At 71.6% G+C, this 24,725-nt stretch carries 25 protein-coding genes and 1 tRNA gene; 12 read left to right on the forward strand and 14 right to left on the reverse strand.

Going from position 1 to position 24,725, the window contains the following annotated elements:
* The first annotated feature begins 19 nt into the window (after nt 1–19).
* Entirely contained in the window at nt 20–1,174 is a 1,155-nt protein-coding gene (gene corA, locus ABZU74_RS03520) for a magnesium/cobalt transporter CorA (protein WP_355417978.1), read from the forward strand.
* A 200-nt stretch (nt 1,175–1,374) separates the two neighbouring features.
* Here the strand turns inward: corA and ABZU74_RS03525 are convergent, their stop codons facing one another.
* Nucleotides 1,375–2,154 (reverse strand): hypothetical protein, encoded by a 780-nt coding sequence (locus ABZU74_RS03525; RefSeq protein WP_355417981.1) that lies wholly within the window; start codon nt 2,152–2,154, stop codon nt 1,375–1,377.
* An 84-nt stretch (nt 2,155–2,238) separates the two neighbouring features.
* On the opposite strand from ABZU74_RS03525, the gene ABZU74_RS03530 reads away from it, so the two are divergent.
* Together ABZU74_RS03530 and ABZU74_RS03535 are read left to right on the forward strand one after the other, a co-directional pair.
* Nucleotides 2,239–2,769 carry a peptidylprolyl isomerase gene (locus ABZU74_RS03530; protein ID WP_355417984.1) on the forward strand — a complete coding sequence of 177 codons (531 nt, stop codon included), beginning with the start codon at nt 2,239–2,241 and terminating at the stop codon, nt 2,767–2,769.
* An 88-nt stretch (nt 2,770–2,857) separates the two neighbouring features.
* Nucleotides 2,858–3,775, forward strand: a complete 918-nt coding sequence (locus tag ABZU74_RS03535; protein ID WP_355417987.1) for a rhomboid family intramembrane serine protease — start codon at nt 2,858–2,860, stop codon at nt 3,773–3,775.
* On the opposite strand, the gene ABZU74_RS03540 is transcribed toward ABZU74_RS03535, so the two are convergent.
* The gene (locus ABZU74_RS03540; protein WP_355417990.1) at nt 3,768–4,196 is read right to left on the reverse strand and encodes a PH domain-containing protein; all 429 of its coding nucleotides are present in this window, start codon (nt 4,194–4,196) and stop codon (nt 3,768–3,770) included. The two genes, ABZU74_RS03535 and ABZU74_RS03540, sit on opposite strands and share 8 nt — an antisense overlap.
* A gap of 112 nt (nt 4,197–4,308) precedes the next feature.
* Here ABZU74_RS03540 and ABZU74_RS03545 point away from each other — a divergent pair, with 112 nt between their 5' ends.
* From ABZU74_RS03545 to ABZU74_RS03570, 6 genes are all read left to right on the forward strand, one after another.
* Nucleotides 4,309–5,481, forward strand: coding sequence for an acetyl-CoA C-acyltransferase (locus ABZU74_RS03545; RefSeq protein ID WP_355417993.1), 1,173 nt, complete (start codon nt 4,309–4,311; stop codon nt 5,479–5,481).
* Between the two features lie 55 nt (nt 5,482–5,536).
* Nucleotides 5,537–6,550: an aminoglycoside phosphotransferase family protein gene (locus ABZU74_RS03550; protein WP_355417996.1), complete on the forward strand. Its 1,014-nt coding sequence runs from the start codon at nt 5,537–5,539 to the stop codon at nt 6,548–6,550.
* Between the two features lie 111 nt (nt 6,551–6,661).
* Nucleotides 6,662–7,168 (forward strand): hypothetical protein, encoded by a 507-nt coding sequence (locus ABZU74_RS03555; protein WP_355417999.1) that lies wholly within the window; start codon nt 6,662–6,664, stop codon nt 7,166–7,168.
* Between the two features lie 90 nt (nt 7,169–7,258).
* Nucleotides 7,259–7,951 (forward strand): response regulator transcription factor, encoded by a 693-nt coding sequence (locus ABZU74_RS03560; protein ID WP_124822475.1) that lies wholly within the window; start codon nt 7,259–7,261, stop codon nt 7,949–7,951.
* Nucleotides 7,944–9,410, forward strand: a complete 1,467-nt coding sequence (locus ABZU74_RS03565; protein ID WP_355418002.1) for a HAMP domain-containing sensor histidine kinase — start codon at nt 7,944–7,946, stop codon at nt 9,408–9,410. Before ABZU74_RS03560 ends, ABZU74_RS03565 begins: the two co-directional genes overlap by 8 nt.
* Before the next feature lie 56 nt (nt 9,411–9,466).
* Nucleotides 9,467–10,066, forward strand: coding sequence for a hypothetical protein (locus ABZU74_RS03570; RefSeq protein WP_355418005.1), 600 nt, complete (start codon nt 9,467–9,469; stop codon nt 10,064–10,066).
* Between the two features lie 59 nt (nt 10,067–10,125).
* Here ABZU74_RS03570 and ABZU74_RS03575 read toward each other — a convergent pair whose 3' ends face one another.
* Nucleotides 10,126–11,727: a ricin-type beta-trefoil lectin domain protein gene (locus tag ABZU74_RS03575; protein ID WP_355418007.1), complete on the reverse strand. Its 1,602-nt coding sequence runs from the start codon at nt 11,725–11,727 to the stop codon at nt 10,126–10,128.
* 175 nt (nt 11,728–11,902) lie between these two features.
* On the reverse strand, nt 11,903–14,206 hold the full coding sequence (locus ABZU74_RS03580) for a glycosyltransferase family 39 protein (protein WP_355418010.1): 2,304 nt from the start codon (nt 14,204–14,206) through the stop codon (nt 11,903–11,905).
* A gap of 122 nt (nt 14,207–14,328) precedes the next feature.
* Here ABZU74_RS03580 and ABZU74_RS03585 point away from each other — a divergent pair, with 122 nt between their 5' ends.
* The gene (locus tag ABZU74_RS03585; protein ID WP_030487790.1) at nt 14,329–15,036 is read left to right on the forward strand and encodes a glycosyltransferase family 2 protein; all 708 of its coding nucleotides are present in this window, start codon (nt 14,329–14,331) and stop codon (nt 15,034–15,036) included.
* Here the strand turns inward: ABZU74_RS03585 and ABZU74_RS03590 are convergent.
* A complete protein-coding gene (locus ABZU74_RS03590; RefSeq protein ID WP_355418013.1) occupies nt 15,022–15,915 on the reverse strand; it encodes a transketolase in 894 nt (297 codons plus the stop codon). The genes ABZU74_RS03585 and ABZU74_RS03590 overlap by 15 nt on opposite strands.
* Nucleotides 15,916–15,920: 5 nt before the next feature.
* Nucleotides 15,921–16,616 (reverse strand): transketolase, encoded by a 696-nt coding sequence (locus tag ABZU74_RS03595; RefSeq protein ID WP_355418016.1) that lies wholly within the window; start codon nt 16,614–16,616, stop codon nt 15,921–15,923.
* 47 nt (nt 16,617–16,663) lie between these two features.
* Between ABZU74_RS03595 and soxR the strand changes: the two genes are divergently transcribed.
* Nucleotides 16,664–17,137, forward strand: coding sequence for a redox-sensitive transcriptional activator SoxR (soxR, locus tag ABZU74_RS03600; protein ID WP_355418018.1), 474 nt, complete (start codon nt 16,664–16,666; stop codon nt 17,135–17,137).
* A gap of 53 nt (nt 17,138–17,190) precedes the next feature.
* Here the strand turns inward: soxR and ABZU74_RS03605 are convergent, their stop codons facing one another.
* Nucleotides 17,191–18,189: an NAD(P)H-quinone oxidoreductase gene (locus ABZU74_RS03605; protein ID WP_355418021.1), complete on the reverse strand. Its 999-nt coding sequence runs from the start codon at nt 18,187–18,189 to the stop codon at nt 17,191–17,193.
* 161 nt (nt 18,190–18,350) lie between these two features.
* On the opposite strand from ABZU74_RS03605, the gene ABZU74_RS03610 reads away from it, so the two are divergent.
* Nucleotides 18,351–18,437: transfer RNA gene (locus ABZU74_RS03610), tRNA-Ser, on the forward strand.
* A 108-nt stretch (nt 18,438–18,545) separates the two neighbouring features.
* Here the strand turns inward: ABZU74_RS03610 and ABZU74_RS03615 are convergent.
* The 7 genes from ABZU74_RS03615 to ABZU74_RS03645 form a co-directional block, all read right to left on the reverse strand.
* Nucleotides 18,546–19,976 carry an integrase gene (locus ABZU74_RS03615; protein WP_355418024.1) on the reverse strand — a complete coding sequence of 477 codons (1,431 nt, stop codon included), beginning with the start codon at nt 19,974–19,976 and terminating at the stop codon, nt 18,546–18,548.
* Entirely contained in the window at nt 19,973–20,173 is a 201-nt protein-coding gene (locus ABZU74_RS03620; RefSeq protein ID WP_203174352.1) for a helix-turn-helix domain-containing protein, read from the reverse strand. The genes ABZU74_RS03615 and ABZU74_RS03620 overlap by 4 nt, the downstream gene beginning before the upstream one ends.
* Before the next feature lie 481 nt (nt 20,174–20,654).
* On the reverse strand, nt 20,655–22,256 hold the full coding sequence (locus tag ABZU74_RS03625) for a YfjI family protein (protein WP_355418027.1): 1,602 nt from the start codon (nt 22,254–22,256) through the stop codon (nt 20,655–20,657).
* Nucleotides 22,253–23,026, reverse strand: coding sequence for a DUF6884 domain-containing protein (locus ABZU74_RS03630; RefSeq protein WP_355418030.1), 774 nt, complete (start codon nt 23,024–23,026; stop codon nt 22,253–22,255). The genes ABZU74_RS03625 and ABZU74_RS03630 overlap by 4 nt, the downstream gene beginning before the upstream one ends.
* Nucleotides 23,023–24,183, reverse strand: coding sequence for a bifunctional DNA primase/polymerase (locus tag ABZU74_RS03635; RefSeq protein ID WP_355418033.1), 1,161 nt, complete (start codon nt 24,181–24,183; stop codon nt 23,023–23,025). The genes ABZU74_RS03630 and ABZU74_RS03635 overlap by 4 nt, the downstream gene beginning before the upstream one ends.
* Nucleotides 24,184–24,187: 4 nt before the next feature.
* The gene (locus ABZU74_RS03640; protein WP_355418036.1) at nt 24,188–24,478 is read right to left on the reverse strand and encodes a hypothetical protein; all 291 of its coding nucleotides are present in this window, start codon (nt 24,476–24,478) and stop codon (nt 24,188–24,190) included.
* Nucleotides 24,475–24,723 (reverse strand): hypothetical protein, encoded by a 249-nt coding sequence (locus ABZU74_RS03645; protein ID WP_355418039.1) that lies wholly within the window; start codon nt 24,721–24,723, stop codon nt 24,475–24,477. Before ABZU74_RS03645 ends, ABZU74_RS03640 begins: the two co-directional genes overlap by 4 nt.
* Between the last annotated feature and the right edge of the window lie 2 nt (nt 24,724–24,725).

A 24,725-nucleotide genomic window follows, 5' to 3' on the forward strand; every position in this document is an offset into this window, starting at 1 on the left:
GAGCGCGGGAGGTGACGCGATGACGGATCGGACAGAGCGGGACCGGACGGCACCGTCGACCACCGGTCGGGTGTTGCGACCTCGGGCGTGGCCGTCCCCGGTCCGGGCGATGACCCGGATCCTCAACGCCGACGGTTCGCCGCCCGTCCCGGCCCCGTCGGGCACGGGCACCGGCCGCAGCGCGGTTGTCGACTGCGCGCTCTACGTCGACGGCAAGCGGCAGCCCGGCGACTGGACGTACGCGGAGGCGCTGGCCGCCGCCCGCCGCGAGGAGCACGGCTTCGTCTGGATCGGTCTGCACCAGCCGGAGCTGGCCGAGATGACCGCCATCGCGGAGACCTACGGCCTGCACGAGCTGGCTGTCGAGGACGCGGTCAAGGCCGAGCAGCGTCCCAAGCTGGAGCGGTTCGGCGACGTCGTCTTCCTGGTGCTGCGCACCGCCCGTTACTGCGAGCACACCGAGCTGACCGAGAACTCCGAGGTGGTGGAGACCGGGCAGGTGATGCTCTTCATCGGCCCGAACTTCGTGATCAGCGTCCGTCACGGGGACGCCTGCCGGCTCGCCCCGATCCGTGCCGACCTGGAGACCAAGCAGGAGTTGCTGCTGCACGGCCCGTGGGCGGTGGCGTACGGGGTGACCGACCGGGTGGTCGACCTCTATCTGGAGGTGGCCGAGCAGATCGAGGACGACCTGGACGTGCTGGAGGCGGAGGTCTTCGACCGGCACGGCCATGGGCGGATCCAGCGGATCTACCAGATGAAGCGGGAGCTGGTCGAGTTCAAGCGGGCGGTGGTGCCGTTGCAACGGCCGCTGATGACGCTGACCTCCCAGGTCAACCGGGACGTGCCCAAGGAGATCCGCAAGTACTTCCGGGACGTGCAGGACCACCTGAGCCGCACCGTGGAGCAGGTGAACTCCTACGACGACCTGCTGAACTCGATCCTCCAGGCGCGGCTGGCCCAGGTCACCGTCGACCAGAACAACGACATGCGCAAGATCGCCGCATGGGCGGCCATCGCCGCGGTCTGGACCTCCATCGCCGGCGTCGAGGGCATGAACTTCGACAACATGCCCGAGCTGAAGATGACGTACGGCTATCCGGTGGCGCTGGCCCTCATGCTCGGCGTCTCGCTGGCCCTCTACCGCTGGTTCCGCCGCAACGGCTGGCTCTGACCGCGCGGGAGGCGGGCTCTGCGCCGTCCGGTGCTGTGATCAACTCGGCTTCAGTGAAGTCGGGGTGTCCTGGTCGGCAGGATGCCGCGATTTCAAGGAAGCCGAGTTGGTCTTGCGATAGCGATAGCGCCGCTCACGCGAGAGCGCCGACGAGCGGGTGGGAACCCACTCGTCGGCACCCGATGCGCTGCTGCTGGACCTCAGCGGCGGCCGTTGGTGCGGGCCGTGTCCTTGCCCACCGCCTTGGTGAGGTCGTCGGTCGGCCGGCCGGAGACGTCAGTGGCACCCTCGGCGACCGACGGAACCTTGTCGGTCGGGCGGACATCTGTCTGCTTGGCCGGGGCGGTGGTGCTGGCGCTGGAGCCACCGGCCACCGCCGAGCTGCCCGCGCCGGTCATCCCCGCCGCGCCGGACATGGCGGAACCGTCGGAACCCCGGGCGGCGGACGGCGTACGTACCTCGATCGAGTCGACCTCGTCGCGCATCGGCTCCAGGGTGCTGCGAGTCGGGTCGTACTCGGCCCACTCCTGCTGCTCTCGGCGGCGACGCAGCGCGACCGCGCCGGCCACGCCGGCGATGGCGCCCGCCGCCAACAGGCCCGTCATCATCGAGCCGCGACGACGCGGCTGCTTCTTCTTACCGGTGATCCGCATGGTCTTCGACTTGGCCTTCCTGGTCAGCGGCCCTGCGTGCGCGGCGCCGTCACGAGCAGCCGTCGCCAGCGGTGCCAGCGTGGTGAGAGTCGTCCCCCAGCCGGTCGAAGCGCGGTCGCGTACCTTCGCCGCAGTCGGTCCGACGTAGCCCCGGGCCACCTGGACCCGCGGGCCGACGGTCGCGCCAGCGCCCTTCGCGGCGTGGTTGGCTGCCAGCATCAGGTGGCTGATGCTCTGGTTCAGCTCGGCCTTGGCCAACTGCCCCTGGGACTTACGCCGCCCGAATCCAAACACGGTCCTACCTCCTGGGAGTTGTTCCTTCGTCATCCTCCACCTTCGGATGCCTCCGCGATGCCAGATCGGGCACATGGGAGGATCCGCATGGAACTGACCAACGAGTGAGGAGTACCCGTGGCCGAGGCTGTCTACGCCACCCTGCACACCAACGCTGGCCCGATCCGGCTGGAGCTCTTCCCCAACCACGCGCCGAAGACCGTCCGCAACTTCGTCGACCTGGCCGAGGGCAACCGTGAGTACACCGACCCGCGCACCGGTCAGCCGGGCAACGGTCCGTACTACGACGGCACCATCTCGCACCGGGTGATCAGCGGTTTCATGGTCCAGATGGGCGACCCGACCGGCACCGGTCGGGGCGGACCGGGCTACAAGTTCGCCGACGAGTTCCACCCGGAGCTGCGGTTCGACCGTCCGTACCTGCTGGCGATGGCGAACGCCGGACCGGGCACCAACGGTTCGCAGTTCTTCATCACCGTGTCGCCGACGCCGCACCTCAACAACCGGCACACCATCTTCGGTCAGGTCGCCGACGAGCAGTCGGTGAAGGTCGTCGACTCGATCGCCAGCACCCCGACCGGCCCGAGCGACCGTCCGCTCCAGGACGTCGTCATCGAGCGGGTCGAGATCGAGCGGTCCGGTTCCTGAGCGACTGGCGAGGTACCTTTGCTCGCATGATTGAGCGCTCCGGAGCACGGCCGGTGGACCGCGCGGTGGTGGATGGAGGGTCGGCCCGGTGAGCGAGTCTCCGCCGACCACCCCGGTCTGCTACCGGCACCCCGGCCGGGAGACCTACGTCCGGTGCACCCGCTGCGACCGGCCGATCTGCCCGGACTGCATGCGGGAGGCCTCGGTCGGGCACCAGTGCCCGGAGTGCGTCAACGAGGGACGTCGCAGTGTCCGGCCGGCGCGTACCGCCTTCGGCGGCGGTATGGCCGGCCGGCACGGCTATGTCACCAAGGGCCTCATCGCGCTGAACCTGCTGTTCTTCCTGCTCTCGGTCGCCTCTGCCCGGAGTGGTAACGCGGTGGTGGGTGGCTCCGGCCTGGGTGGGCTGGCCGGCGACGAGACACCGCTCACCCGCTGGGGTGGCGTGCTCGGCTACGCCTCGTACGTCGCCTTCGGCCCCGTGCACGGTGTCGCGGCCGGTGAGTGGTACCGCCTCGTCACCGCCATGTTCCTGCACTACGGGTTGCTCCACCTGCTGCTGAACATGTGGGCCCTGTGGGTGCTCGGCCGGGAGTTGGAGGGGGCGCTCGGCCGAGTACGTTTCCTCGCCCTCTACCTGATCGCGGGGCTGGGGGGCAACGTCGCGGTCTTCCTGTTCAGCGCCCCCAACCAGCCACCGACCGTCGGCGCATCGACGGCCACCTTCGGGCTCTTCGCCGCGATCTTCGTGATCATGCGCCGCCTCGGTCGCAACACCTCGGCGATCGTGCCGATTCTCGTCATCAACCTCGTCTTCACCTTCGCCGTGCCGGGCATCTCCAAGTCCGGGCATCTCGGCGGTCTGGTGGTCGGCGCGCTGATGGCGTTGGTGCTGGCGTACGCGCCGCGGGGTCGGCGCACGCTGGTGCAGGTCGCCGGTGCGGCGATCATCCTGGCGGTCATGCTCGCGCTGGTGCTCTTCCGGACAGCCCAGATCCTCAGCTGACCGGGCGGGCGGCCCGCAGCACGGCGGCCACCTCTTCCGGGGTGGCCCCCAGGTCGTACCGGCCGAACAGGTGCAGCGAGTTGCCCGCGTCGATCTCCAGGGTCTCGCTGGTCAGCCCCAGTCGGGGCCGTCGGTCGACGGCGATCGCCTCGACCGCCGACCAGGGCAGCAGTCGCCGGCCGGCGAAGCCGTGGATGACGGTGAGCCCGGCCGGGTCCACCGCCAACCGGACCGGCGCGACCAGGTCGCGTACCGCCCAGCATGCCAGCCCGGCGGCGGCCAGGGCGGCCACCGCCAGGCGGACCGGGTCGCCGTCGGCGAAGAGCAGCCCGAGCGCGATGAGCAGGACGGCGCCGGCCAGCTTCGCCGCCGGCAGGCTCGACGGCACCCGCCACTGCTGTGCCGGGGAGGTCTCATTCACCCGCCCAGCATGCCAGCGGCCGTCGGGTTCCGGCACCTCGTGCCGGTGTGGCCGGACGACCGGCGGCGGGACGACGTAGGATCGGGACAGCCCAAGTTACCGGGGAGTAAACATGAGTGACGCGGTCATCGTCGGCGCGGTACGCACCCCGGTCGGGCGGCGCAAGGGCAGCCTCGCCGGCGTCCACCCGGTCGACCTCTCGGCGCACGTGCTGCGCGCCCTCGCCGAGCGCACCGGGCTCGACCCCGCCCAGGTCGACGACGTCTTCTGGGGCTGCGTGTCCCAGGTTGGCGAGCAGTCGTGGAACATCGCCCGCAACGGCGTGCTCGCCGCCGGCTGGCCCGAGACGGTGCCCGGCACCACAGTTGACCGGCAGTGCGGCTCCAGCCAGCAGGCCCTGCACTTCGCCGCCGCGACGGTGCTCTCCGGCCAGGCCGACCTGGTGGTCGCCGGCGGTGTCGAGTCGATGACCCGGGTGCCGATGGGCTCCAGTGTGGCCGGCGGGATGCCGTTCAGTGACCAGTTGCGCGCCCGCTACCGGGGTGTCGAGGGCTTCGCCGACGACGCACCGCTGCCGTTCAACCAGGGGGTCGGGGCCGAGTTGATCGCCCAGCGGTGGCGCCTCTCGCGTACCCAGCTGGACGAGTTCGCGCTGGCCAGCCACGAGAAGGCAGCCGCCGCCCAGGACGCCGGCGCGTTCGACCCGGAGCTGACCCCGGTGCCGCTCGCCGACGGGGGCAAGTTCGCCGCCGACGAGGGCATCCGCCGGGAGACCTCCCTGGAGAAGCTGGGCGAGCTGGCCACCCCGTTCCGCGCCGACGGCGTGGTGACCGCCGGCTCCGCGTCCCAGATCTCCGACGGCGCCGCCGCCCTCGCGGTGACCACCTCCGAGTGGGCCAGCCGGCACGGCCTGCGCCCGCTGGCCCGGATCCACACAGCGGTGGTCGCCGCCGACGACCCGGTCACCATGCTCACCGCACCCATCCCGGCCACCGCGAAGGCGCTGCGCCGCGCGGGGCTGGGCATCGAGGAGATCGGGGTGTACGAGGTGAACGAGGCGTTCGCACCGGTGCCGTTGGCCTGGCTGGCGGAGACGGAGGCGGACCCGGACCGGCTCAACCCGCGCGGCGGGGCGATCGCCCTCGGCCACCCGCTCGGCGGCTCCGGTGCCCGGATCATGACCACCATGCTGCAGCACATGCGGGACAACAGCATCCGCTACGGCCTGCAGACCATGTGTGAGGGCGGCGGCATGGCCAACGCCACAATCGTCGAGCTTGTCTGACGCGGAGCGGGAAACGCCTCGCCTCGATGCGCCACGGCCGCCTAAGGTGCCCAGAGTGACGACGATCGCCGGTGAGCGGGCCCCCGACTGGTCCAGCGAGCAGTGGCAGGTGCGGGCCCGGTCCTGGGTCGACGCGCAGCTGAGTCGGGTCGGCCGGCGGGTGACCGGGCTGGTGGAGTCTCGGGTGCGGCCCTGGTCGCTGGTCTGGCGGGTGCCCACCGACGACGGGCCGGTCTGGTTCAAGGCCAACAACCCGGGCACCGTGCACGAGGCGGTCCTGATCTCGGCGCTCGCCGAGTCGGCGCCCGACCGGGTGCTGACGCCGATCGCTGTGGACCCGGCGCAGGGCTGGTCGCTGCTGCCCGACGGCGGCGAGTCGTTGCGCGACGTGCTGGGGCGCGATCCCGATCTGGCGCACTGGGAGCGGGCGCTGCCCGGATACGCGGCGCTGCAACTGGCCAGCGTGCCGCGCGCCGACGAGCTGGTCGCCCTGGGCGTGCCGGATCAGCGTCCGGAGGTGCTGGCCGACCTCTTCGTCGAACTGCTCGACGATCACGAGGCGCTGCTGATCGGTGCCGAGGGCGGGCTCAGCCCGGAGATGCACGAGCGGCTACGGGCCGAGCTTCCGTCGTACGCGCAGCGGTGCCGCCGGCTCGCCGACCTCGGCGTCCCGGCGACCGTGCAACACGACGACCTGCACGACGGCAACGTCTTCGCCGGCGAGGCCGGGTACCGCTACTTCGACTGGGGTGACGCCTCGGTGGCGCACCCGTTCGGCACGCTGCTGGTGACCCTGCGGTCCGTCGGGCATGACAGGAAGCTCGCCGCCGACGATGCCCAACTGGTGCGGTTGCGCGACGCCTACCTGGAGGCGTGGACCGACAGGTACGACCGCCGGACCCTCGTGGAGGCCGCCGACCTCGCCATCGGCCTGGGTCCGGTGAGCCGGTCGCTCTCCTGGCGTCGGGCACTGGACACCGCTGAGGAGTCCCGCGCCGAGTACGCCGCCGCGGTCCCGGGCTGGCTGGAGGAGCTGTTCGCCGCCAGTCCACTTCAGCCCAACTCCTGACCATGATCCGTCCGAGTCAGAAGTCGGACAGGCAGTGCGACACGCGGCGTGGAACTTCCAAAAAACGGCCGTGACCCACGTCACCCCGCTGGGGAGGTCGTTGGGCAGGTCATGGACGTCTTCTCCCGAACGTTCCTTCCGGCCGCCGCTGAGGCTGGCCTGGCCGTGCAGACGGTGAGCCGGCACATGCCGGTCTTCCGGCGCTGCGTCGGCTCCGGTGACGCCACCATCCTGGTCACCCGTTGCAGCCGCCCCGACCGCCCGGTCACCGGCGACTACCTGTTGCTGCTCACGCACCGTCGACTGGTGGTGACCCAGCAGACCCGCCTCCTGCACCGACTGCGCCTGCACCTCAACACCGAGTTGCGCGAGCTGAGCAACGTCACCTGGAGCCCGGACCCGCGGCTGCAATCGGTGGAGATGGCGGCCACCGCGATCGACGGGATCCGTGAGCGGTTCCTGATCCGGACCAGTCACCCGAAGCAGGTCTGGCAGCTCGACGCGTTGCTCAACCAGGCGTTCCGGACCCGCCTGCGGCCGTCCGGCGCCCGGGTCGTCGCCAGCATCGGTGACGCACCCGTCGTCGCGCGGCCCGGGATGTTCGCGCCGTCCTGGTGAGCTGACCTCGCACCGGGCGTCGCACCGCCTTTACCGAACTCGAACACGCACCGATCGCGCCGAGCCTTCGCAGTCGGCAATCATGGGCCGGTGACAGTCGAACCACCGCATCGCGGGCTCGTCCTCGTCGTGGAGGACGAGCCGGCCATCGCCGACCTGGTCCGGCTCTACCTCACCCGGGACGGGTTCGGCGTCCACCTGGAACGTGACGGCGAGGCCGGTCTGAGCGCGGCCCGCCGGTTACGCCCGGTGGCCTGCGTCCTGGACATCGCGCTGCCGGGCCTGCCCGGCACCGAGATCTGCCGCCGGTTGCGCGAGGCCGGCGACTGGACCCCTGTCATCTTCCTCACCGCCCGGGACGACGAGGTGGACCGGATCGTCGGCCTGGAGTTGGGCGCCGACGACTACGTCACCAAGCCGTTCAGCCCACGGGAACTGGTCGCCCGGGTGCGCGCGGTGCTGCGCCGATCCGCTGGCGGCCCGGAGGGCGCGGACCGGCCACGGGTCGTCGGCCCGGTGACGCTCGACCCGGCCCGACGCACCGTCACCGCCGCTGGTGCCCCGGTGCAGCTCACCTCCACCGAGTTCGACCTGCTGGCCCACCTGATGGCCCGCCCCGGCCGGGTCTTCACCCGGGAGGAGTTGCTGGCCGGGGTCTGGGGCTATGCGGCGCACGCCGGCACCCGGACGGTGGACGTGCACGTCGCCCAGGTGCGGGCGAAGCTCGGCCCGGCGAGCGTGATCCGGACCCATCGCGGCGTGGGGTACGCGGTCGATGCCTGACCACCCCGGGCACGTCGAGTCGCCGACCATGGCGCTGCCGGTGGTCGGCGCCACCCCACCCGCCGCACCTCGACGAGGCCGACTCGGCCGCACGCTGACCGCCCGCGCGGTGCTCGTCACCTGCGCGGTGGCGCTGGTGTCGGTGCTGGTCACCGCCATCGTCGCGGTGCCGTTGGCGATCCGCGGCGCGGAGCGGAGCGAGCAGGAGGCGCTCGCCGCCCAGGCCCGGCTCGCGGCCGAGGTGCTGCGGACCCGCCTCGACCGGGGTCGCAGCGCCGACGAGGAGCGGTTGATCCAGCAACTGCGCGACCAGGGCATCGACGCGTACCTGATCCGGCGTGGGGCGGTCGACCGGGCGGGTCTGCCACAGCGGGTGGTGCAGCGGATCGGGCAGGGCCGCAACGTGTCGGCCCGCCGCTCGGTAAACGGTGCGCGGGCCCTGGTCGAGGGTCGGGCCCTGCCCGGCGGCAACGGGGTGGTGCTCTCCCGTCCGCTGGCCAGCGGGCTGTGGGCCCGGGTGCTGCTCAGCCTCTGGTTGCCGCTGCTGGCCGGGTTGACCGCCGGTGTGGTGGCCGGGTTGCTGCTGGCCCGCCGGCTGGCCCGGCCGATCCGGGTCGCGGCCACCGCCGCCGCCCGTCTGCGGGCGGGTGACCGTGCCGTCCGGGTGCCGGTCGAGCCGCCGGACGAGGTCGCCGACCTGGCGGAGGCGTTGAACGGGCTGGCGGCCGCACTGGCCACCAGCGAGGGCCGACAGCGGGAGTTCCTGCTCTCCGTCTCGCACGAGCTGCGCACCCCGCTGACCGCGATCCGGGGGTACGCCGAAGCGCTCGCCGACGGGGTGCTCGGTGCCGACGACACGGTGGACACCGGTCGGACGATGCTGGCCGAGGCCCAACACCTGGACCGGCTGATCGGTGATCTGCTGGCACTGGCCCGGCTGGAGGCCGCCGACTTCCCCCTGGAACCGGTGCCGGTGGATCTGACCCAACTGGCACTCGACGCGGAGCCGACCTGGTCCGGTCGGTGCGCGGCGGTGGGCGTGCCGTTCCGGGTGGAGACGCCCGGTCGGCCGGTGCCCGCGTACACCGATCCGGGAAGGATCCGGCAGGTGCTGGACGGGTTGCTGGAGAACGCGCTGCGGGTCGTACCCCCGGGGTCGCCGGTGGTGCTCGCGGTCCGGCCGGCCGGAGCGGACCCGGCGCACGGCGGCGTGTTGGAGGTTCGCGACGGCGGGCCCGGCTTCACCGACGACGACCTGGCGGTGGCCTTCGAACGCGGTGCGCTGCACGAGCGTTACCGGGGGGTGCGCAAGGTGGGCTCCGGACTGGGCTTGGCGCTGGCCGCCGGGCTGGTCCGCCGGTTGGGTGGGGAGATCGCGGCGGGGCACGCGCCGGAGGGCGGTGCCGCCTTCGCCGTTCGGCTGCCCGGTGATCCTTACCTGACCCGAACATCGGCTTGACGCTCCGCTCGTCGTTCCCGGGAAGGCTGAGGGCTCCACAGACGAGAGGGAGAGTCATGCCACGTTGGGGTATCGCCACCGGCACCACGGCACTGCTCGCGGCGGTCGCGCTCGGCGTCAGCGGCTGCGGCGCGGCCGAGGTGGCCAGCCAGCCCGCCCGGGACGTCGCCGTCGAGGTCGCCGCCGCCATGGGGGTCGAGGGTCAGGCGCTGGCCGCGGTGGGCTTCGACGCCGACGACCTGGACGTGCTGACCGTCGCCGCACCGGCCACCCCGACGCCGGGTGCCCCGCCCAGCGCACAGGAGAAGGGCCGGGAGAAGCGCGGCGAGGAGTGGCGCAAGCGCCGCCAGGCCCGCGTGCTGCTGCGCAAGAACACCCTGCACGGTGAGGCGGTGGTGAAGACGAAGGACGGCGGTACGCAGACCGTCGCCGTGCAGCGTGGCGAGGTGACCGCTGTCGACGGCGACTCGATGACCGTCAAGTCCACCGACGGCTTCACCATGACCTGGACATTCGGCGACGACCTGCGGGTGGTCGAGCGGCGGGCCACCGTGCAGCCGAGCGAGGTCAAAATCGGCGCGACGCTCGGCGTCGCCGGCGCGAAGGACGGCGACAAGGGCGTGGCCCGGCTCATCCTCATTCCCCGCGCCAAGTGAGCGAAGGGGCCCTGGCCGACGCCAGGGCCCCTTCGCTCGTCAACGGGAGTGCGTCCTCGTCAGTAGACGCGGGAACCGATGAAGTCGTCGTGACCGTAGCCGACCGGGTTGGCGGCGGTACGGGCCTCGAACGACCACTGCTGCCGGGTGCTGGTGGAGCAGTTCGCCAGTCGCAGGCGCGAGCTGCCCAGCAGCGGGTTGTCGAACGCCACGCAGAGGTTGTTGGCGCTCGCCGGCCTGATCTGGTTGCCCACGAAGACGAACTGCTGCGCGCCGGTGCCGTTGCAGTCGTAGATGTTGACAGCGGTGCCGGCGGTCATCGAGCTGTTGGCGACGTCCAGGCACCGGTCGTGGGACAGCTCCGAGTGCAGCGACCGCCGGGCCGAGTCGTACCAGAAGCCCTGGTTGCGCCCACCGTGGCAGGAGTACGGCTGCTGCGCGGTGCCGTTGCGGGAGTCGTAGCCCTTGCCGTCGACGCAGGTGCCGGTGGCGAGGTTGCGCAGCTGCTTGAACTCCAGCAGCCCCGGGTAGAGCACGCCGCTGCCGGTGCTGGCCGGGTCGACGCAGCTGGCCCGCGTCTGCCCGGAGTTCCAGAACTGGGTGATGCACTGGGCGAACATGCCGTGCCCACGGGCGTTGGGATGGAACGACTGGCGGGCGGCGTTCTCGTTCCAGATGCCGACCTCGATGAAGAGGCCGCGGACGGATGTGTTGTCGGTGCAGACCTCGTGTCCATGGAAGAGCCGGCTGGCGTCCAGGTAGCGGGTGCCGGTGTTCGCCGCGGCCGAGCGCAGCGCGGTCTCGAACATCGGCACCGCCTTGTTCCGGGCGAATGCCGCGTCGGCCAGGTAGAGCAGACAGCCACCGGAGTACCAGCCGGGGAAGTTGGGGTTGTCCTCCACGTCGGGGCTGCCGGGGCTCGGGTACGACATCAGCACCAGCTCGTAGTCCGACCGCAGGTAGCCGGCCTTGGTCATGGTCTGCCGGATGTCGGTGAGCGCCGACTCCACCGCCTGTCGGCTGCCGTCGGTGCGGATCGTCCACTGGTCGGTGTAGGTGCTGTAGCAGGCGCCCTGGAAGAAGACCCGGCGGACGGCGCAGTCGGTGGCGACCGGACCGAACTGGATGGTGCCGTCACCGTTCGCGCCGACCACCACCCAGATCAGCTTCACGTGCGTGTTGCGCGCCTTGATGCCCAGGTAGTCGCCCTGGTTCAGCTCGTTGTGCTGGGTCGGGCCGCCGGCGATGAGGTTCCAGGGGGTGGCACCGGAGCAGGCGATGTTGTACTGCGCGTCCGACGTGATGCCGGTGCGGAACACCGCCTGGTCGTACGAGCGGTCGCACCAGTTGCCGTCCTGGTGGGTGCCGGGGACGTAGTTGCCGACCCCTTCACCGGAGATCTCGCTGTCACCCATGGTGATCAAGGCGGTGCGGCGCTGTTCGATCGGGCGGATCGTCGGGCTGCCGTAGAGGGCGGTCGCCTCGGCGGCCCGGATGGCTTCGAGGTTGGCCGGGAGCGGTTGAACGGTTGGTCGGTCGGCGGCGGTGGCGGGGGTGGCCGGTCCGGCGAGCATCGGTAGGACGAGAGCGGCGACGGCGACGGCGACGGAGATGGCCCGTCGTCGGGTCGCGCGTTCGGGCCTGGCGGGGATTGCAGGCATCGACGCACTCCTTTCGGTTCAATCGCGGGACGTCGATTGAGTTACCAGACGGTAACCTGCCGATTCGCAGATGTGAATGCGCCTCAGATCCTTGCGCGCGGGATGCAGAACCGCCCGGATCGGACTATCCGGGCCCGCGCTCCGGCGCCAGGGCGGCTCTGAGCCGGCTCCTGGTTCAGCGGCCCGGTGGCAGGGCGTAGCCGACGTAACCGCGGAACTCCAGCCGCCAGCCGGCCGGGACGAGTTTGGCGCAGGCCGCCTTACTGCCGGTGCAGACGATCGCGTCGACCGACGACGGCTCCGCCGGCGGTCGTTCCGGCAGCACCGACTGCAACGCCACCAGGTCCGGTGAGTCGCCGTCGGGCTGCCGCAGCAGCAGCCACCACGGGTACTCCCAGTTGTCGTTCTGCTGCGCCAGCCCGATCCGTCGCGCACCACTGCCCTGGACCGCGGTCGCCGCCCAGCGGAACTCGTCGGCCCACTGGGGACGGCGCAGGAACCGGGTGTCCCAGTCCGAGGTGGTGAAGACCGAGCCGGCACCTACCAACCGGCGCGGGAAGCCGTACGACAGTGCGAGCACCCCGGCCAGCGCCGAGGTGGCCAGCACGGTGACGGCCGCAACGGTGGCCACCGAACGTCGCCCACCCGCGCGGTGACGCAGGAGCGCGTCCAACCAGAGGCCGGCGAGGGGCACGGCCAGCACCACTGCGTAGAGCAGCAGCCGGTTGCCCCACGGCTGCCACTTGATCATCGCGGTGTGCAGCAGCACGGCGGTCAGCACCACCACGGCGTACGCCCGCAGCGACCCGGCCCGCTCGGCGGCGATCCGCCGTGGCCGGGCGAGCGCGATCACCGCGCCGATCACCGCCAACGCCCCGGCCAGCGGAAACGCCACCCGGTCCTCGTCCGGATACCAGGCCGGCTCCGGAAACAGCTCCCGACCGAAGGTGATCGCGCGGTCCTGCGGGTCGACGCCGACCGCCTTGGCGCCGCCGATGATCACTTCGGCGCCGGCCCGACGCAGTGGCGCCAGCGGGGTGTCGAACGCGGTGTGCCCGATCCGCAGCGCGTTGACCACTATCGACGCCGGGTCGTGTCGCTCCATCGGGATGGACTCGCGCAGCCGGGGTGGCCCCAGCGGGTGCCCGAACTCGGCGGTCACCCGGGCCAGGAACGGGCCGACCACCACGGCTGCGACCACCAGGATCAGCACCGAACCGCCGACCGTGCGGGCCAGTCCGCCGACCGGCCAGGACCGCCGGCCCCCACCCGGCGCGGCCGGCTCGGTCGGTGTCGGTTCCGCGGCCATCGGGCCCGTCGGTATCGGGTCCGCGGCCGTTGAGCCCTTCGGTGCCGAATGCTCGGTCCGGGCCAGCCTCAGCTGGGCCAACCCCCAGAGCACCAGCAGCGGGCCGACCGCGATGAGGCCGCTGGTCTTGGTCACCGCGGTCAGCCCGGCGGCCGCCCCCAGCCCGAGCAGCGTGCCCCAGCCGGTCCGTCGACGCAGCCCGTCCAGCGCCAGAGTTGCCGCGCAGGCCACCCATGCCGCGCAGACCAGGTCGGTCTGCGTGCTGGTCGCCTGGAGCACCACCATCGGCGTGGTCGCCAGCACGAACGCGGTGAGCAACTGGGCCCGCCGACCGCCGCCGAGCTGCGCGGTGATCCGCGCGGCCACCAGGAGGCAGACCATTCCGGCTGCCCACTGCACCAGGTTGTGCAGCTGATCCCCGCCGGTGAGCAGGCGCAGGTGCAGCAGCAGGTACTCGGCGCCGGGCGGGATGGTCACCTGCCGGTGGATGGCGGTGGGCCAGAAGTCCAGGTCGCCCTGGGCCACCCAGTGCTCCACCTTCGGCAGGTGATAGGTCTGCGAGTCGAAGTTGTTCGGCTCGGCCAGCAACGCGACAAGCAGCTCCACCAGGACCAGCCCGCCGATCGTACCGGCGAGGAGCCGTTCGCCCGGTCGGGCCGTACGCCAGGCGTCGACGGTCGCGGCGAGCAGGCCGGCAGGCCCTCGACCGGCCCGGGTCGGCGCGGGGTCGGGCTTGCCGGGCTCGGCCGTCGGGGCGGAAACGTCGGCGCCGCCACCGGCCACCACCGCTCCCACCGGAACCGGTCGCGGCGCGGTACCGACTGTCACCGGCGGGGTACCAACCGTCATCGGCTCGGCGTCGACCGGCATCGGTGCGGCGGCGGACTGCTGCCCGAGGCGGGTTCCCCGTCGCCAACGCAGACCGGCAGCCGTCGCGGCAACGACCAGGAAGAGCAGCCAGGCGACGGCGAACGCCGGTCGGGTCAGTGCGTGCGACGCGCCGAGCACCTCGACGACGAGCACCGCGTACGCCCCGCAGAGCAGGACGGCGCGCACCACGCCGAGCCGCAGCGGTGCCACCGCGCCAACCTCGCGTGGCCGCACCGCGACGGTGAGCAGGAGCAACGCGGCGGCAGGAACCGCCGCGAGCAGGGAGCCGGCAGCCGACATGGCGGAAGTAAACACCATTGATCTGAACCCGCCGCGCCGACTGCCCACGGTGGCGGTACGCGGTTAACAAACCAACCAGGCTAGGCTATGGCCGACGTGTTGCCGCCACCGTGGAGATTCCCGTGAAGCTCTCGATCCTCATGCCGGTCTACAACGAGGAAGAACGCATCGCGGATGCCCTCAAGCAGGCACTGGCGGTGGACTATCCCTGTGAAATCGAGCTCGTCGTCGTCGACGACGGCAGCCGGGACGGCACCGGCGAGGTCCTCGGCCGCGCCGACGACGCGCGTCTGCGGGTCATCACCCACCAGCGCAACGCCGGCAAGGGTGCCGCCATCAAGACGGCTGTCGACAGCGCCGAGGGCGACTACATGGTCATCCTCGACGCCGACCTGGAGTACGACCCGCAGGACATCCCCAAGCTGCTCGACCCGGTTCTCGACGGGCGGGCCACGGTGGTCTACGGCAATCGCACCTTCGGCAGCCACAGCGCCTACAGCTTCTGGTACGTGATGGGCAACAAGGGCGTCACGATGGCGGCCAACGTGCTGTTCAACTCGTACATCGGTGACCTGGAGACCTGCTTCAAGCTGATGCCGGTGGCGCTCTACCGCTCGCTCGAGGTGCGCTCGCGTGGCTTCGGCATGGAGGCCGAGGTGACCGGCAAGCTGCTGCGTCGCCGGATCCGGCCGTACGAGGTGCCGATCAGCTACCGGGCCCGTGGCCGGGAAGAGGGCAAGAAGATCACCTGGAAGGACGGCGTCGAGGCGATCTGGATCCTCGGTCGCGAGCGCGCTCGCCGCCGCCCCGCCGTCTCAGCCGCCAACTGACCCCAGGAACGCACTGATCGACCGCCGCAGGCCGTCGGCGTCCAGACCATGCCACCGGGCGTGGTCGGCCGGATCGCCGTACCGTCGCAGGTCGGTCTGACCCACCCCGAGGGCGAGCAGTCGGTGCGGTGCGTCCGCCAGTGCCCGGTTGACGACCGCGCTCGACGTTCCCGCCAGGTACGGCTCGACCAGCACCACGTCGGTGTTGGCGAGCGCCCGCAGCCCACCGGTGTCGAACGGCCGGGGCGTGTGGGTGTACGCCACCGTCACGTCCATTCCCTCGGTCGCCGCCAGGGTGGGGTCGAGCATCGGTCCGACCGCCACCACGAGCGGCGCGTTCGTCCCGCCCCGCCGGAGCACCCGTAGCCGGTTGGCATCCGGGTACGCCTCGGCGTTGCGCTGCTCGGAGAGCCGCAGGTAGATCGGATCGTCGGTGGTCGTGGCGTTGCGCAGCAGCGGCGCCACCTCGTCCGGGTGGCCGGGCACCCGGACCGTCCAGCCGTCGCCGAGGGAGTCGAAGAGCGCCACGTCGCCGGGCGACTGGTGGGTGCGGCCCTCCGCCGAACCGTCGTACGACGCGCCGATGCTGACCAGGACCGCGCCCACGCCCTGGTGGCCCAGATCCAACTTGATCTGCTCGTACGCCCGGTCCACCAGGAACGTCGCGTACGAGTGCGCGATCGGACGCAGCCCGGTCAGGGCGAGCCCGCCGGCCACGCCGATCATCAGTTGCTCCCGGATCCCCAGGTTGAGCACCCGGTCCGGGTGTCGGTGGCCGGCTGAGGCGAACTGGCTCGCCGAGATGTCGGCCAGCACCAGTGCGGTGCGCGGATCCTCGTCGAGGAGCGCGGTGGCGGTGTCGATGAAGGCGGTACGCATGTCGGTCATCCCTTGCTCTCGGTGCGGGCTACCACCAGGTGCGGTCGTCGTGGTCGGTGCCCGGTCAGGGCCGCGTACAGGGCGTCGTGGTCCCGGCCGTCGACGGTGTCGGCGGTCCAGCCGTTGACTGTGAACCGGCTGGCGATGCCACCGACCCAGCCGTGCGTGGTCGACGCGTTGTCGACCACGATCGCGGTGAGGCTGTCCAGGCCTGTCGCTCCCGCGTACGCGATTGCCTCGTGGTTGGATCCCTCGTCCAGTTCGGCGTCGCCGAGCAGCACGTACACCCGGGGTTTCAGCAGCCCCTGGGCGCGCAGGCCGAGCGCGGTGCCGACGGCCAGCCCGAGCCCGTGCCCGAGCGAGCCGGAGCCGATCTCGACCCCGGGCACCAGCCTTCGGTCCGGGTGGTGGCCGAGCCGGCTCTCCGGCCCGGCCAGGTCGTCGAGCCAGGCATCCGGGATGAAACCGTGCGCGGCGAGCACCGCGTAGTAGGCGGCCGGTCCGTGGCCCTTGGAGAGCAGGAACCGGTCCCGCTCCGGGTCGTCGACGGTGTCGGGGGTGACCCGCAGCACCCGGTCGTAGAGCACCTGGAGCACGTCGATGGTGGAGTGCGCGCTCGGCGCGTGCTTCTCGTCGCCGGTCAGTCGTCGGATCAGCCCGGGCAGTCGGGCGCTGCTGTCGGTGGGCATCGTCGTGGTCATGCCACTACTGTGTGAGTTGAAGTGGACTTCAACTCAAGGACCTGGTGATGCCGGATCTACTGACGATCGGTGAGCTGTCCGCCCGTTCCGGGGTGGCACCGTCGGCTCTGCGCTACTACGAACGACTCGGGCTGATCCGCGCCGACCGTACCGGTGGCAACCAGCGTCGCTACGCCCGCGCCGAGTTGCGGCGGGTCGCCTTCATCCGGATCTCCCAGCAGGTCGGCGTCTCGCTCGACGAGATCCGGGAGGCACTCGACTCGCTGCCTGAGGCCCGCACCCCCAGCCCGCAGGACTGGGCGCGGCTCTCGGCGAGCTGGCGGAGCCGACTGGACGAGCGGATCCGGCTGCTCACCAAGCTCCGCGACGACCTGGACGGCTGCATCGGCTGCGGCTGCCTGTCCCTGCAGCGCTGCACGCTCAACAACCCGGGGGACACCCTGGCCGGGGAGGGCCCGGGCGCCCGGCTGGTGCTCCCCCGACCGACGGACGACCCGACGCTGGCAAGCGCGCTCAACTGACGGATGGCCAGGTGGGCCCGCTCAGCTGACGGCCGACCCGGTGAGCTTGCGGCTCAGCTGACGGCCGACCCTCCGCCCGGTGGGCGGGTGAGCAGCACCTTGCCGAAGTGATCGTTCGACTCGACGAGCCGGTGCGCCTGCGCCGCCTCGGTCATCGGCAGCCGCCGGTCGACGATCGGCCGGATCCGGCCCGCCTCGACCAACGGCCACACCTCGTCCCGTACGCCCTGGACGATCTCCGCCTTCTCAGCGAGCGGACGGGACCGTAGCGACGTCGCGGTGACGCTCGCCCGCTTGGTCAGCAGCGCGCCGAGATCCAACTCGGCCTTGCGCCCACCCTGCATCCCGATCACCACGAGCCGACCGCCGGTGGCCAGCGCGGAGACGTTCCGCCCTAGGTAGGACCCACCCATGATGTCCAGGATGACGTCCACGCCGCGCCCATCGGTGACCCGCCGGGCCTCCTCGACGAAGTCCTGCTCCCGGTAGTCGATCAGGTGTGCCGCGCCCAACTCGCGCAGCCGGGAGTGCTTGCTCTCCCGCGCGGTGGTCAGCACTGTCACGCCGAGGGCCGCCCCGAGCTGGACGGCGAAGGTGCCGATCCCGCTGCCCCCGCCGTGCACCAGCAGCGTGTCGCCCGCGTCGAGCCGCGCCACCTGGACCAGGTTCGACCAGACAGTGCAGGCCACCTCGGGCAGCGCCGCCGCGTCGACCGGGTCGCAGGCCGGCACCGGCAACAGTTGCCCGGCGGGGACCGCCACCCGCTCCGCGTAGCCGCCACCGGCCAGCAGCGCGCAGACCTGCTGCCCGACCGCCCACCCGGCGACCTCCTTGCCAACCTCCGTGATCACCCCAGAGCATTCCAACCCGGGGTACGCGGGCACGCCCGGCGGTGGCGGGTAGTGCCCCTGCCGTTGCAGCAGGTCGGCGCGGTTCACCCCGCTGGCCCGCACATCCACGATCACCTCGTCCGGGCCCGGCTCCGGGTCGGGCACCTCGGCCCAGACCAGCGCGTCGGGACCACCGGGCTGCGGAATCGTGATGGCTCGCATGGGCCCAGTCTTCCCGATCGCACCGGGTGCCGCAGGCGCACCCTCCAGCCCACAGTGGACGCGCCATGACGCCTGGCCGGCGCACCGGGGAGGGACGCCGGGCCGCCCGGAGCGAGCCGTGGCAGACTATGCGTGGCCGTACGCCCACGGGTGGCGGCCCAGGAGGGTTCGCCTAGTGGCCGATGGCGCTGGTCTTGAAAACCGGTAAGGCAGCGATGTCTTCGTGGGTTCGAATCCCACACCCTCCGCCCCTCTGGACAGCAAAAACGCCCCCTGACCAGCGCGAACGCTGGCCGGGGGGCGCTTCTGTGAATGGCGAGTAAGTCTCACTTCGTCTCGTTCGGGGCCGCCGCGTCTCACTCGTCGCGGCAAATGGGCGGCAAAGTTTCGTCGGCCGGTCGGCCGCTCTCCTGCTGGTCGGGCGTGGCTAGCGCCGCCTCGATCCGCTTCCGCGCCGCCTCGTCCTGACCATCGATGCACGAGGCGTAGACCTTGAGTAAGACGTGCACGCTATGTCCTGCCCACTCGGCGACCTGGGTAGCCGGCACGCCAGCGTTCAGCCAGAGCGACACGGCAGCGTGCCGCAGGTGGTACGGCACCCGTGCAAGAACAGAGCGCTGCTGGGCGGGGCTGAGCGCCGTCTCTCGTGCCTGTCGCCAGGCTCGCAGGTAGGTGCTCTTCGTGACGGGACCGGGCCGTGACCCTGGCGCGTTGAACATCCGCCCGCCCGGGTTGCCGTAGTGCTGCCGATGGTGCCGCAGAATGCGGACAAGTTCCGGGCAGGCCGGCACGTCGCGCGTCGTCTTCTTTGCTCGGTGCTTCAACTCCCGGTCCTCGCGCATCTCGCCACTGTCGCTCCATTCCTCGCCGACGTGTTGCGTTGAGCCGCTGAGGTGAAGCCATCCCCAACCCTCTTCGGGAAGCTCGCATTCGTCGTTTCTGAGGTGCATCACCTCGGACGGTCGGAGCGCTGCGAAGTACATGCAGGCGAAGAATCCCGCTAGTGCCGGATCTCGGTCGCTCACGGCGGCCAGCAGTGAGCGTGCTTGCTGCGGATTCGCGACGATCTTTCGGTCGACTTTCTCTTCGTTCTTCGGCGCGCGCCACTGGACAAAATCCATCGGGTGTGCGTCGAGGTACCGCAGCTCCACCGCGTATTTGAGCGCGCCATAGAGGACGGCTCGCTTACGGGCAACGGTGTTAGCGGCGGCCGGGCCGCCGTCGAGCCGGGTCGCCAGCGTATCGAGCGCCTTCCGAATCGTGGCCGCGTTCGCTAGCTCGGTCAGCGGCAGCGTATTGGTCTTGAGCCACTTGATGACCGATGCCAGGTCGGCCGGCGGCTCGGCGTCCCGCTGCGACTTGTTGAAGATCCACGTATACAGCGCTTTCCGAATCTCGGCGTCGGTCGGCGCTCCCCGCGTGCTACTCAAGAATGCGGGCGTCACGGTTGTAAGAGCGTCGGCGATGCTCTTTCGTTGGGTCGCGGCGGCTCGGGACCATTTCATGTCGACGAACGCCACCGCGAGTTCGTACCACGTCCGGCTGTTCAATTCTCGCGCCATCGGTTCGGGCAGGCCGGTCGGCTTGTCAAACGCGATTCCCTCGCGCTGCGCAATGACGAGGCGTGAGCGGAAGCTCTCTGCCATCGCTCGCGTCTGGAACGTCTTGCCGAATTCGCGCCCGGCTACCTCCCACCGGACGCGGTAGCTCTTGCGATCCTTGCGCGTCTTTCGGTCGCGTCCCTGGTATTCGCGGGTGGCCCAAATGCGTACCTCGTAGGTGCTCATGCTGCCTCTTCGTGGTCATTGAGCCAGTTGTCCAGGTCGCGGCGGCGGACGTACAGGCTGCCGTTTGGGTACTTGATCGTTCGGGGTGCGCGGCCGGTGGCCTTCCAGCGGAAGAAGGTCGACCGGGGTACGCGGAGTTCGTCTAGGACTTCGGCGAGGGTGAGCAGGTTGCCGGTCGGGGTGCGGCGCGCGGTCATGGGCGGGGCCTCCCTCGTGCGGGGTGCAGGTGGAGCGCTGGAACAAGCCGCAGCGTCGCGGCGGGCAGCGTCGCGGCTTGTTCCAGCGGGTTGTCTTACGGGCTGATTGGCGCGGTGAGCGCCTTCCGGTCGGCGTCGGTCGTCTGTGGAGGGTCGGGGTGGCAGTGCGGCAGAACGGCGTAGGGCGGCCCGCTCAGAGCGCCGTGGAGGCAAGATCTGGGCAGGTCTGGGGTAGGGCATAGGGCCGAACCGGCTGTGTGGCTCTCAGCGGGCCGTCTCCGGGTGCCGATCGCCCGGCGGCGGCGCGGATGTGGGCCGGGAGGGGACCGGGAAGCGTTGACACGTTGACAATCGGCCGGCGCGGTCACGTTTCACCAGGTGAGAGGCGGTGTCGGGGTGTCAACGCCCCCCGTTGACAGGCGTTGACACCCGTTGACACCGGGTCGGCCGGCGGCGGATTGTCAACGCCTGTCAACGGCTGTCAACGCACCCCGTTGACACCCTCACGGGTGGTCTGAGCTGCGGAAACGTCGGCGTCGGGGGCGGTTGTCAACGTGTCAACGCTGTCGGGCACCTCGGCCACGGCGCGGGGGTGTAGTTCGTAGCGGCCGTCCGGCCCGTTGCGCACCCACCCGAGGGCGGCCAGTTCGGCGAGCACCGCCGACACCTCGTCGGACTTCGGTAGCCGGCGGGAGACGCGGCGGTGTAGCTCCCGGCGGGTGAAGGTGGTCATGCCCTTGGTGGTGAGCACGCCGAGCACGTACCGGGTGTTCTCCATCGCGGCGTCGCTGCCGATGGTGGTGAGTGCGGCCCGGTAGTGCGCGGCGAAGAACTCCGCCAGCCGGACGGCGTCGGTCATCCGGTCGGCGTCGATCGGGCGTCGCCAGGCGTCGGCGGGGTGGTGGGCGACGTGCAGCAGCCCGGCCAGCCGCAGTGTGGCGCCGGAGAGTTTGTTGCCCCATTCCCGCATGTCGTGCAGCGTGCCGCCGGGGCGTAGTTGTGCCTCCACCTCCTGAGCGGCGGCCAGCCGCACCCGCCCGGCCTCGGGGGTGAGGGTGACCACGGCGGGGTCTTCCCATTCGGCGAGGGTGGCGGCCAGGTCGTGCACCCGGTTCCGGTAGCCGGCGGTCACCTGCTCGGGCACCGGTTCCGTGTCGACCAGCCGGTATCCGGCGAGGGATCGGGGCAGGGCGAACAGGAACCGGGCCGGCAGGCCGCGCCCGGCGAGGTCGGCGTTGCCGCCGAATTTCCGCAGCACGGTCGGTTGCGCCATGACGCACACGGTCAGCGCGGGTTTGTCGACCGAGGCTCCCTCTCGGGTCTGGCGTTCGTTGCTCATGGGCTGCCCCGCGTGGCCTTTCAGGTAGGGGTCAAGGTTGGGGGCACCGGAGTAGCGACCGGCGAGGGTGTCGAAGATCCCGCCTTCATCGCTGATGATCGCCATCCGTCCACCGTTGGCAGCCATCAGGCCGATCAACGCCTCGGGAGTGGCGTCGTCCACGATCAGTCGGGGCAGGCCGGGAACGGTGATCGCCTCGGCCGCGATCGCAGCGGCTACCGCCTCGGCGGCGGCCTCGTCTCGCTTGCCCGGGTCGCTGGCCTTCGCTGCCTGTGCCTTGGCCTGTTCGGCCTGCCGGTCGGCGATATCCCGCAGCGCCGCAGCCTCGGCAATCCGAGGTCGCATCGCCTCACCGAGCGTCGACTGTGCGGCGAACAGCGGCGCGGTCATCGCCCGGTGAACAGGCGACTTCCGCTCCCCGGGGCCGGCAATGACGGCGGCGAACACGTTCACCGGCTCGCGCCACCCGCCGACCGGCTCCACCTCCAACCGGCCACCCGCACATGCGGAGAGCACGGCCACGGCGAGGGTGCCGGCCATCGCCGGATCGGTCTGGGTGAACCGGGCAACGCCGGTCACCATGTCGCCCAGCCAGCGGGGGAACACGTCGACCGGGAACGGTGGCGGCGCGGCGGACGGCCCGGTCAAGGGCACTGGAACATCCCACAGCGGGCCGCCGCTGGCCGGTGGTGCGTCGGTGGCGTCCGGGTGGTCGGTGACGAGGTGCAGACGGGCGGGCGTCATGCGGCACGTCCTTCCGCTAGCGGTGGGGTGAGACAGGGATCAGTGACAACCGGAGTTGTCGTCGCGCGCGCCAGCTCGGCGAGCACGGCCATCTGTTCGGGCATCCCGCGTGTGCCGTCGAGCGGCCGGCGGGCGTGCGGCCACACCTCCGATACCGGGTCGGCGTAGTCGCGGCCGGCGAGCACGGTCACGGTGCCGGCCATGTCGATGCCGAGGCGGCGTGCTTGCGCGTACAGGGTCGGCGCGGTGACGGCCCCGGGTTGGCCCATGCGCAGCTCGTAGGGCTCGATCACGGTGTCGGGGGTGAGCAGTCCGTAGCGGGCGGACAGGATGATCAGCCGCCCGCCGAGGCGGTCGGCGGCGCGGCGGCAGGCGCGGTGGTAGCTGCCGGTGTACATGCGCCCGGCCGGCGCGGGCCGGTCAAGCTTCGCGCTACCGCACGGCACGATCACCACCGCGTCGGCGCGGCCCATCACGCTGCGGCGCATCCGGGCGTTCACCGCGTCGGCGTATGCCTTGCTGGCGGCCTGCCGGGTGGTGCCCGTGGCCCGGCCCACCTCGGCGTACGACCATCCGTCGTTGAGCACGAGGTCTACCGCGATCCACTCTCGGGCTTCCCGGCACGCGGCCTCCAACGCGGCCAACGCGGCAAGGAGATCCGATGGCGTTCGGGCGGCGGCCAGCGCGGCGGCGTGGTCGGCGACATGTGCGGCTGCGGGGCGGAGCTGGGGCGCGCGGTGACAACTGCGGTTGTCACGGGGCCGGGTCACGCGGCCACCTGCCGGGGTCGCTTGCTGCCGGCGGCCAGCCCGGATCGGATGGTGCGTGCCGTCTCGACGTGGCCCAGCCCGGCCCGTGCTGCGGCTTGTTCCAGCACGCTTTCGGCGTCCTCTGCGGTGAGCGACCCACCGGCGGTGAGTTGCCCGAGGGCCACGGCCGCGATGTACAGCGCCCGATTGCGCTCCCCGGCCCGCGCGGTGGTCACCCGGTCGGCTTCCCGGGTGATCGCGGCCCGGACGTACGCGCCGCTGCGGTCGGTCGGCAGCGACACCACCACCGGCCGCTGCGGCGGAAGCGGCGCCGGGGCCAACCGGGTGGCCAGCCACCCGGGCAGCGGGGCCGGGTCGGTATCCAGGTCGACCCGGTAGGGCCGACCGGCCACGGCGCTGCCGGCCGCGACCACGTAACCGCCGTGGGCGCGAGTGTCGACCAGCGGCCCGAGGCCGTTGCCACGCTCCCCGGCGGTGTTGCGCAGCGCCGGCCCGTCGTCCGGGTGGCCGTAGTAGAGGTGGGTGCCGCCCCGGCCGGTGGTCACCGTGTACGTCGGTTCGATGACCGTTCCGTGCGCGGCGGCCAGGTCGGCGAGAGTGTCCAGGCCGGTCGGGCCGGTGGTGCCGTCCTTCGGGGTGTCGAGGTCGACCACCACAAGCCGCGACGGGCCACACGCCAATCCGATGCCGTACGGGCGGGCAGACCATGCGCGGCGGATGCGGTCGGGGTCGGTGGTGGCGCGTGCCTCCCACCCGAGGTGGTGCCCGGCGGCGCGGCAGCGCGGGTCGCGGCCGGCGCAGTCGTCGGCGGGGTGGTCGGGGAAAGCGGGTCGCTTGTCGTCGGGGCGTAGCGGGAAGACGTGCCAGCCGCGTGCGGCGTGCGCGAGCGCGGCGGTGAGCAGCGGGTTGTCGGGCATGGTGCAGGTCCTCTCCGGTGGTGCGGGTGAGGTGGTGAGGCGAGCGGCCGGCGGGCGGCCGTGGAGGCGTTCGTGTCGGCCTTGGGCGCAGGCGGCGCAGTCGCGGCGGAGCATCAGGACGGGCCGGCCGCTGCGCGCGTTGTCGGCGGCGAGCAGCCGGCCGCAGATGTGCGGGTACGCCTCGGCGTCGGTCACCGGCCGGCCGAGAACCGCGCTCGCGGCCAGCCACCGGGCGGCCATTGGGTTACCGCCTCGGCCGGGGCCGCGCGGTGATCGCGGCCCGGGTCACCGCGTGCCGCAGGTCGCCGAGCAGCCCGACCAACTGCCGGCGGGCGGCCAGCTCGGACGGGGCGAGCGCGACCCTGACGCGCACCTCGGCGTGTTCGCGCCCGGCGGCAGTGCGCACCCGCACCAAAACGGCGCGAGAGCGGCCCGCAACGTCGACCACGATCTCTTCCGAGCGGTGCTCTCCGAGGCCGCAGCGGTGGTCTTTGCCGCACCACTCGGTGTGCCCGTCGCGGGTGCGGCGGTTCATCGGTTCGCCTCGGCGCGCAGCCGGTGAAAGTGGTTGTAGACGCGTCGGCCAGTGCGCAGCCGGTGGCCTCGGTCGCAGCGTCGGCAGGCACGCGGGCGGCGCAGGACGCGGGTGGTGATGCGGCCGGTGCCGGCGCACCGCTGGCAGGTTTTGACGGGCTTGACCCAGCACAGTCCGGCGTAACCGAGGGTGATCAGGGCGGGGATCGTGGCGAGGGTGATAGCGGCGGTCAGGTGGGGGTTCACGG

It is taken from the genome of Micromonospora sp. NPDC005171 (genome assembly GCF_040608575.1).
Lineage (GTDB): Bacteria > Actinomycetota > Actinomycetes > Mycobacteriales > Micromonosporaceae > Micromonospora.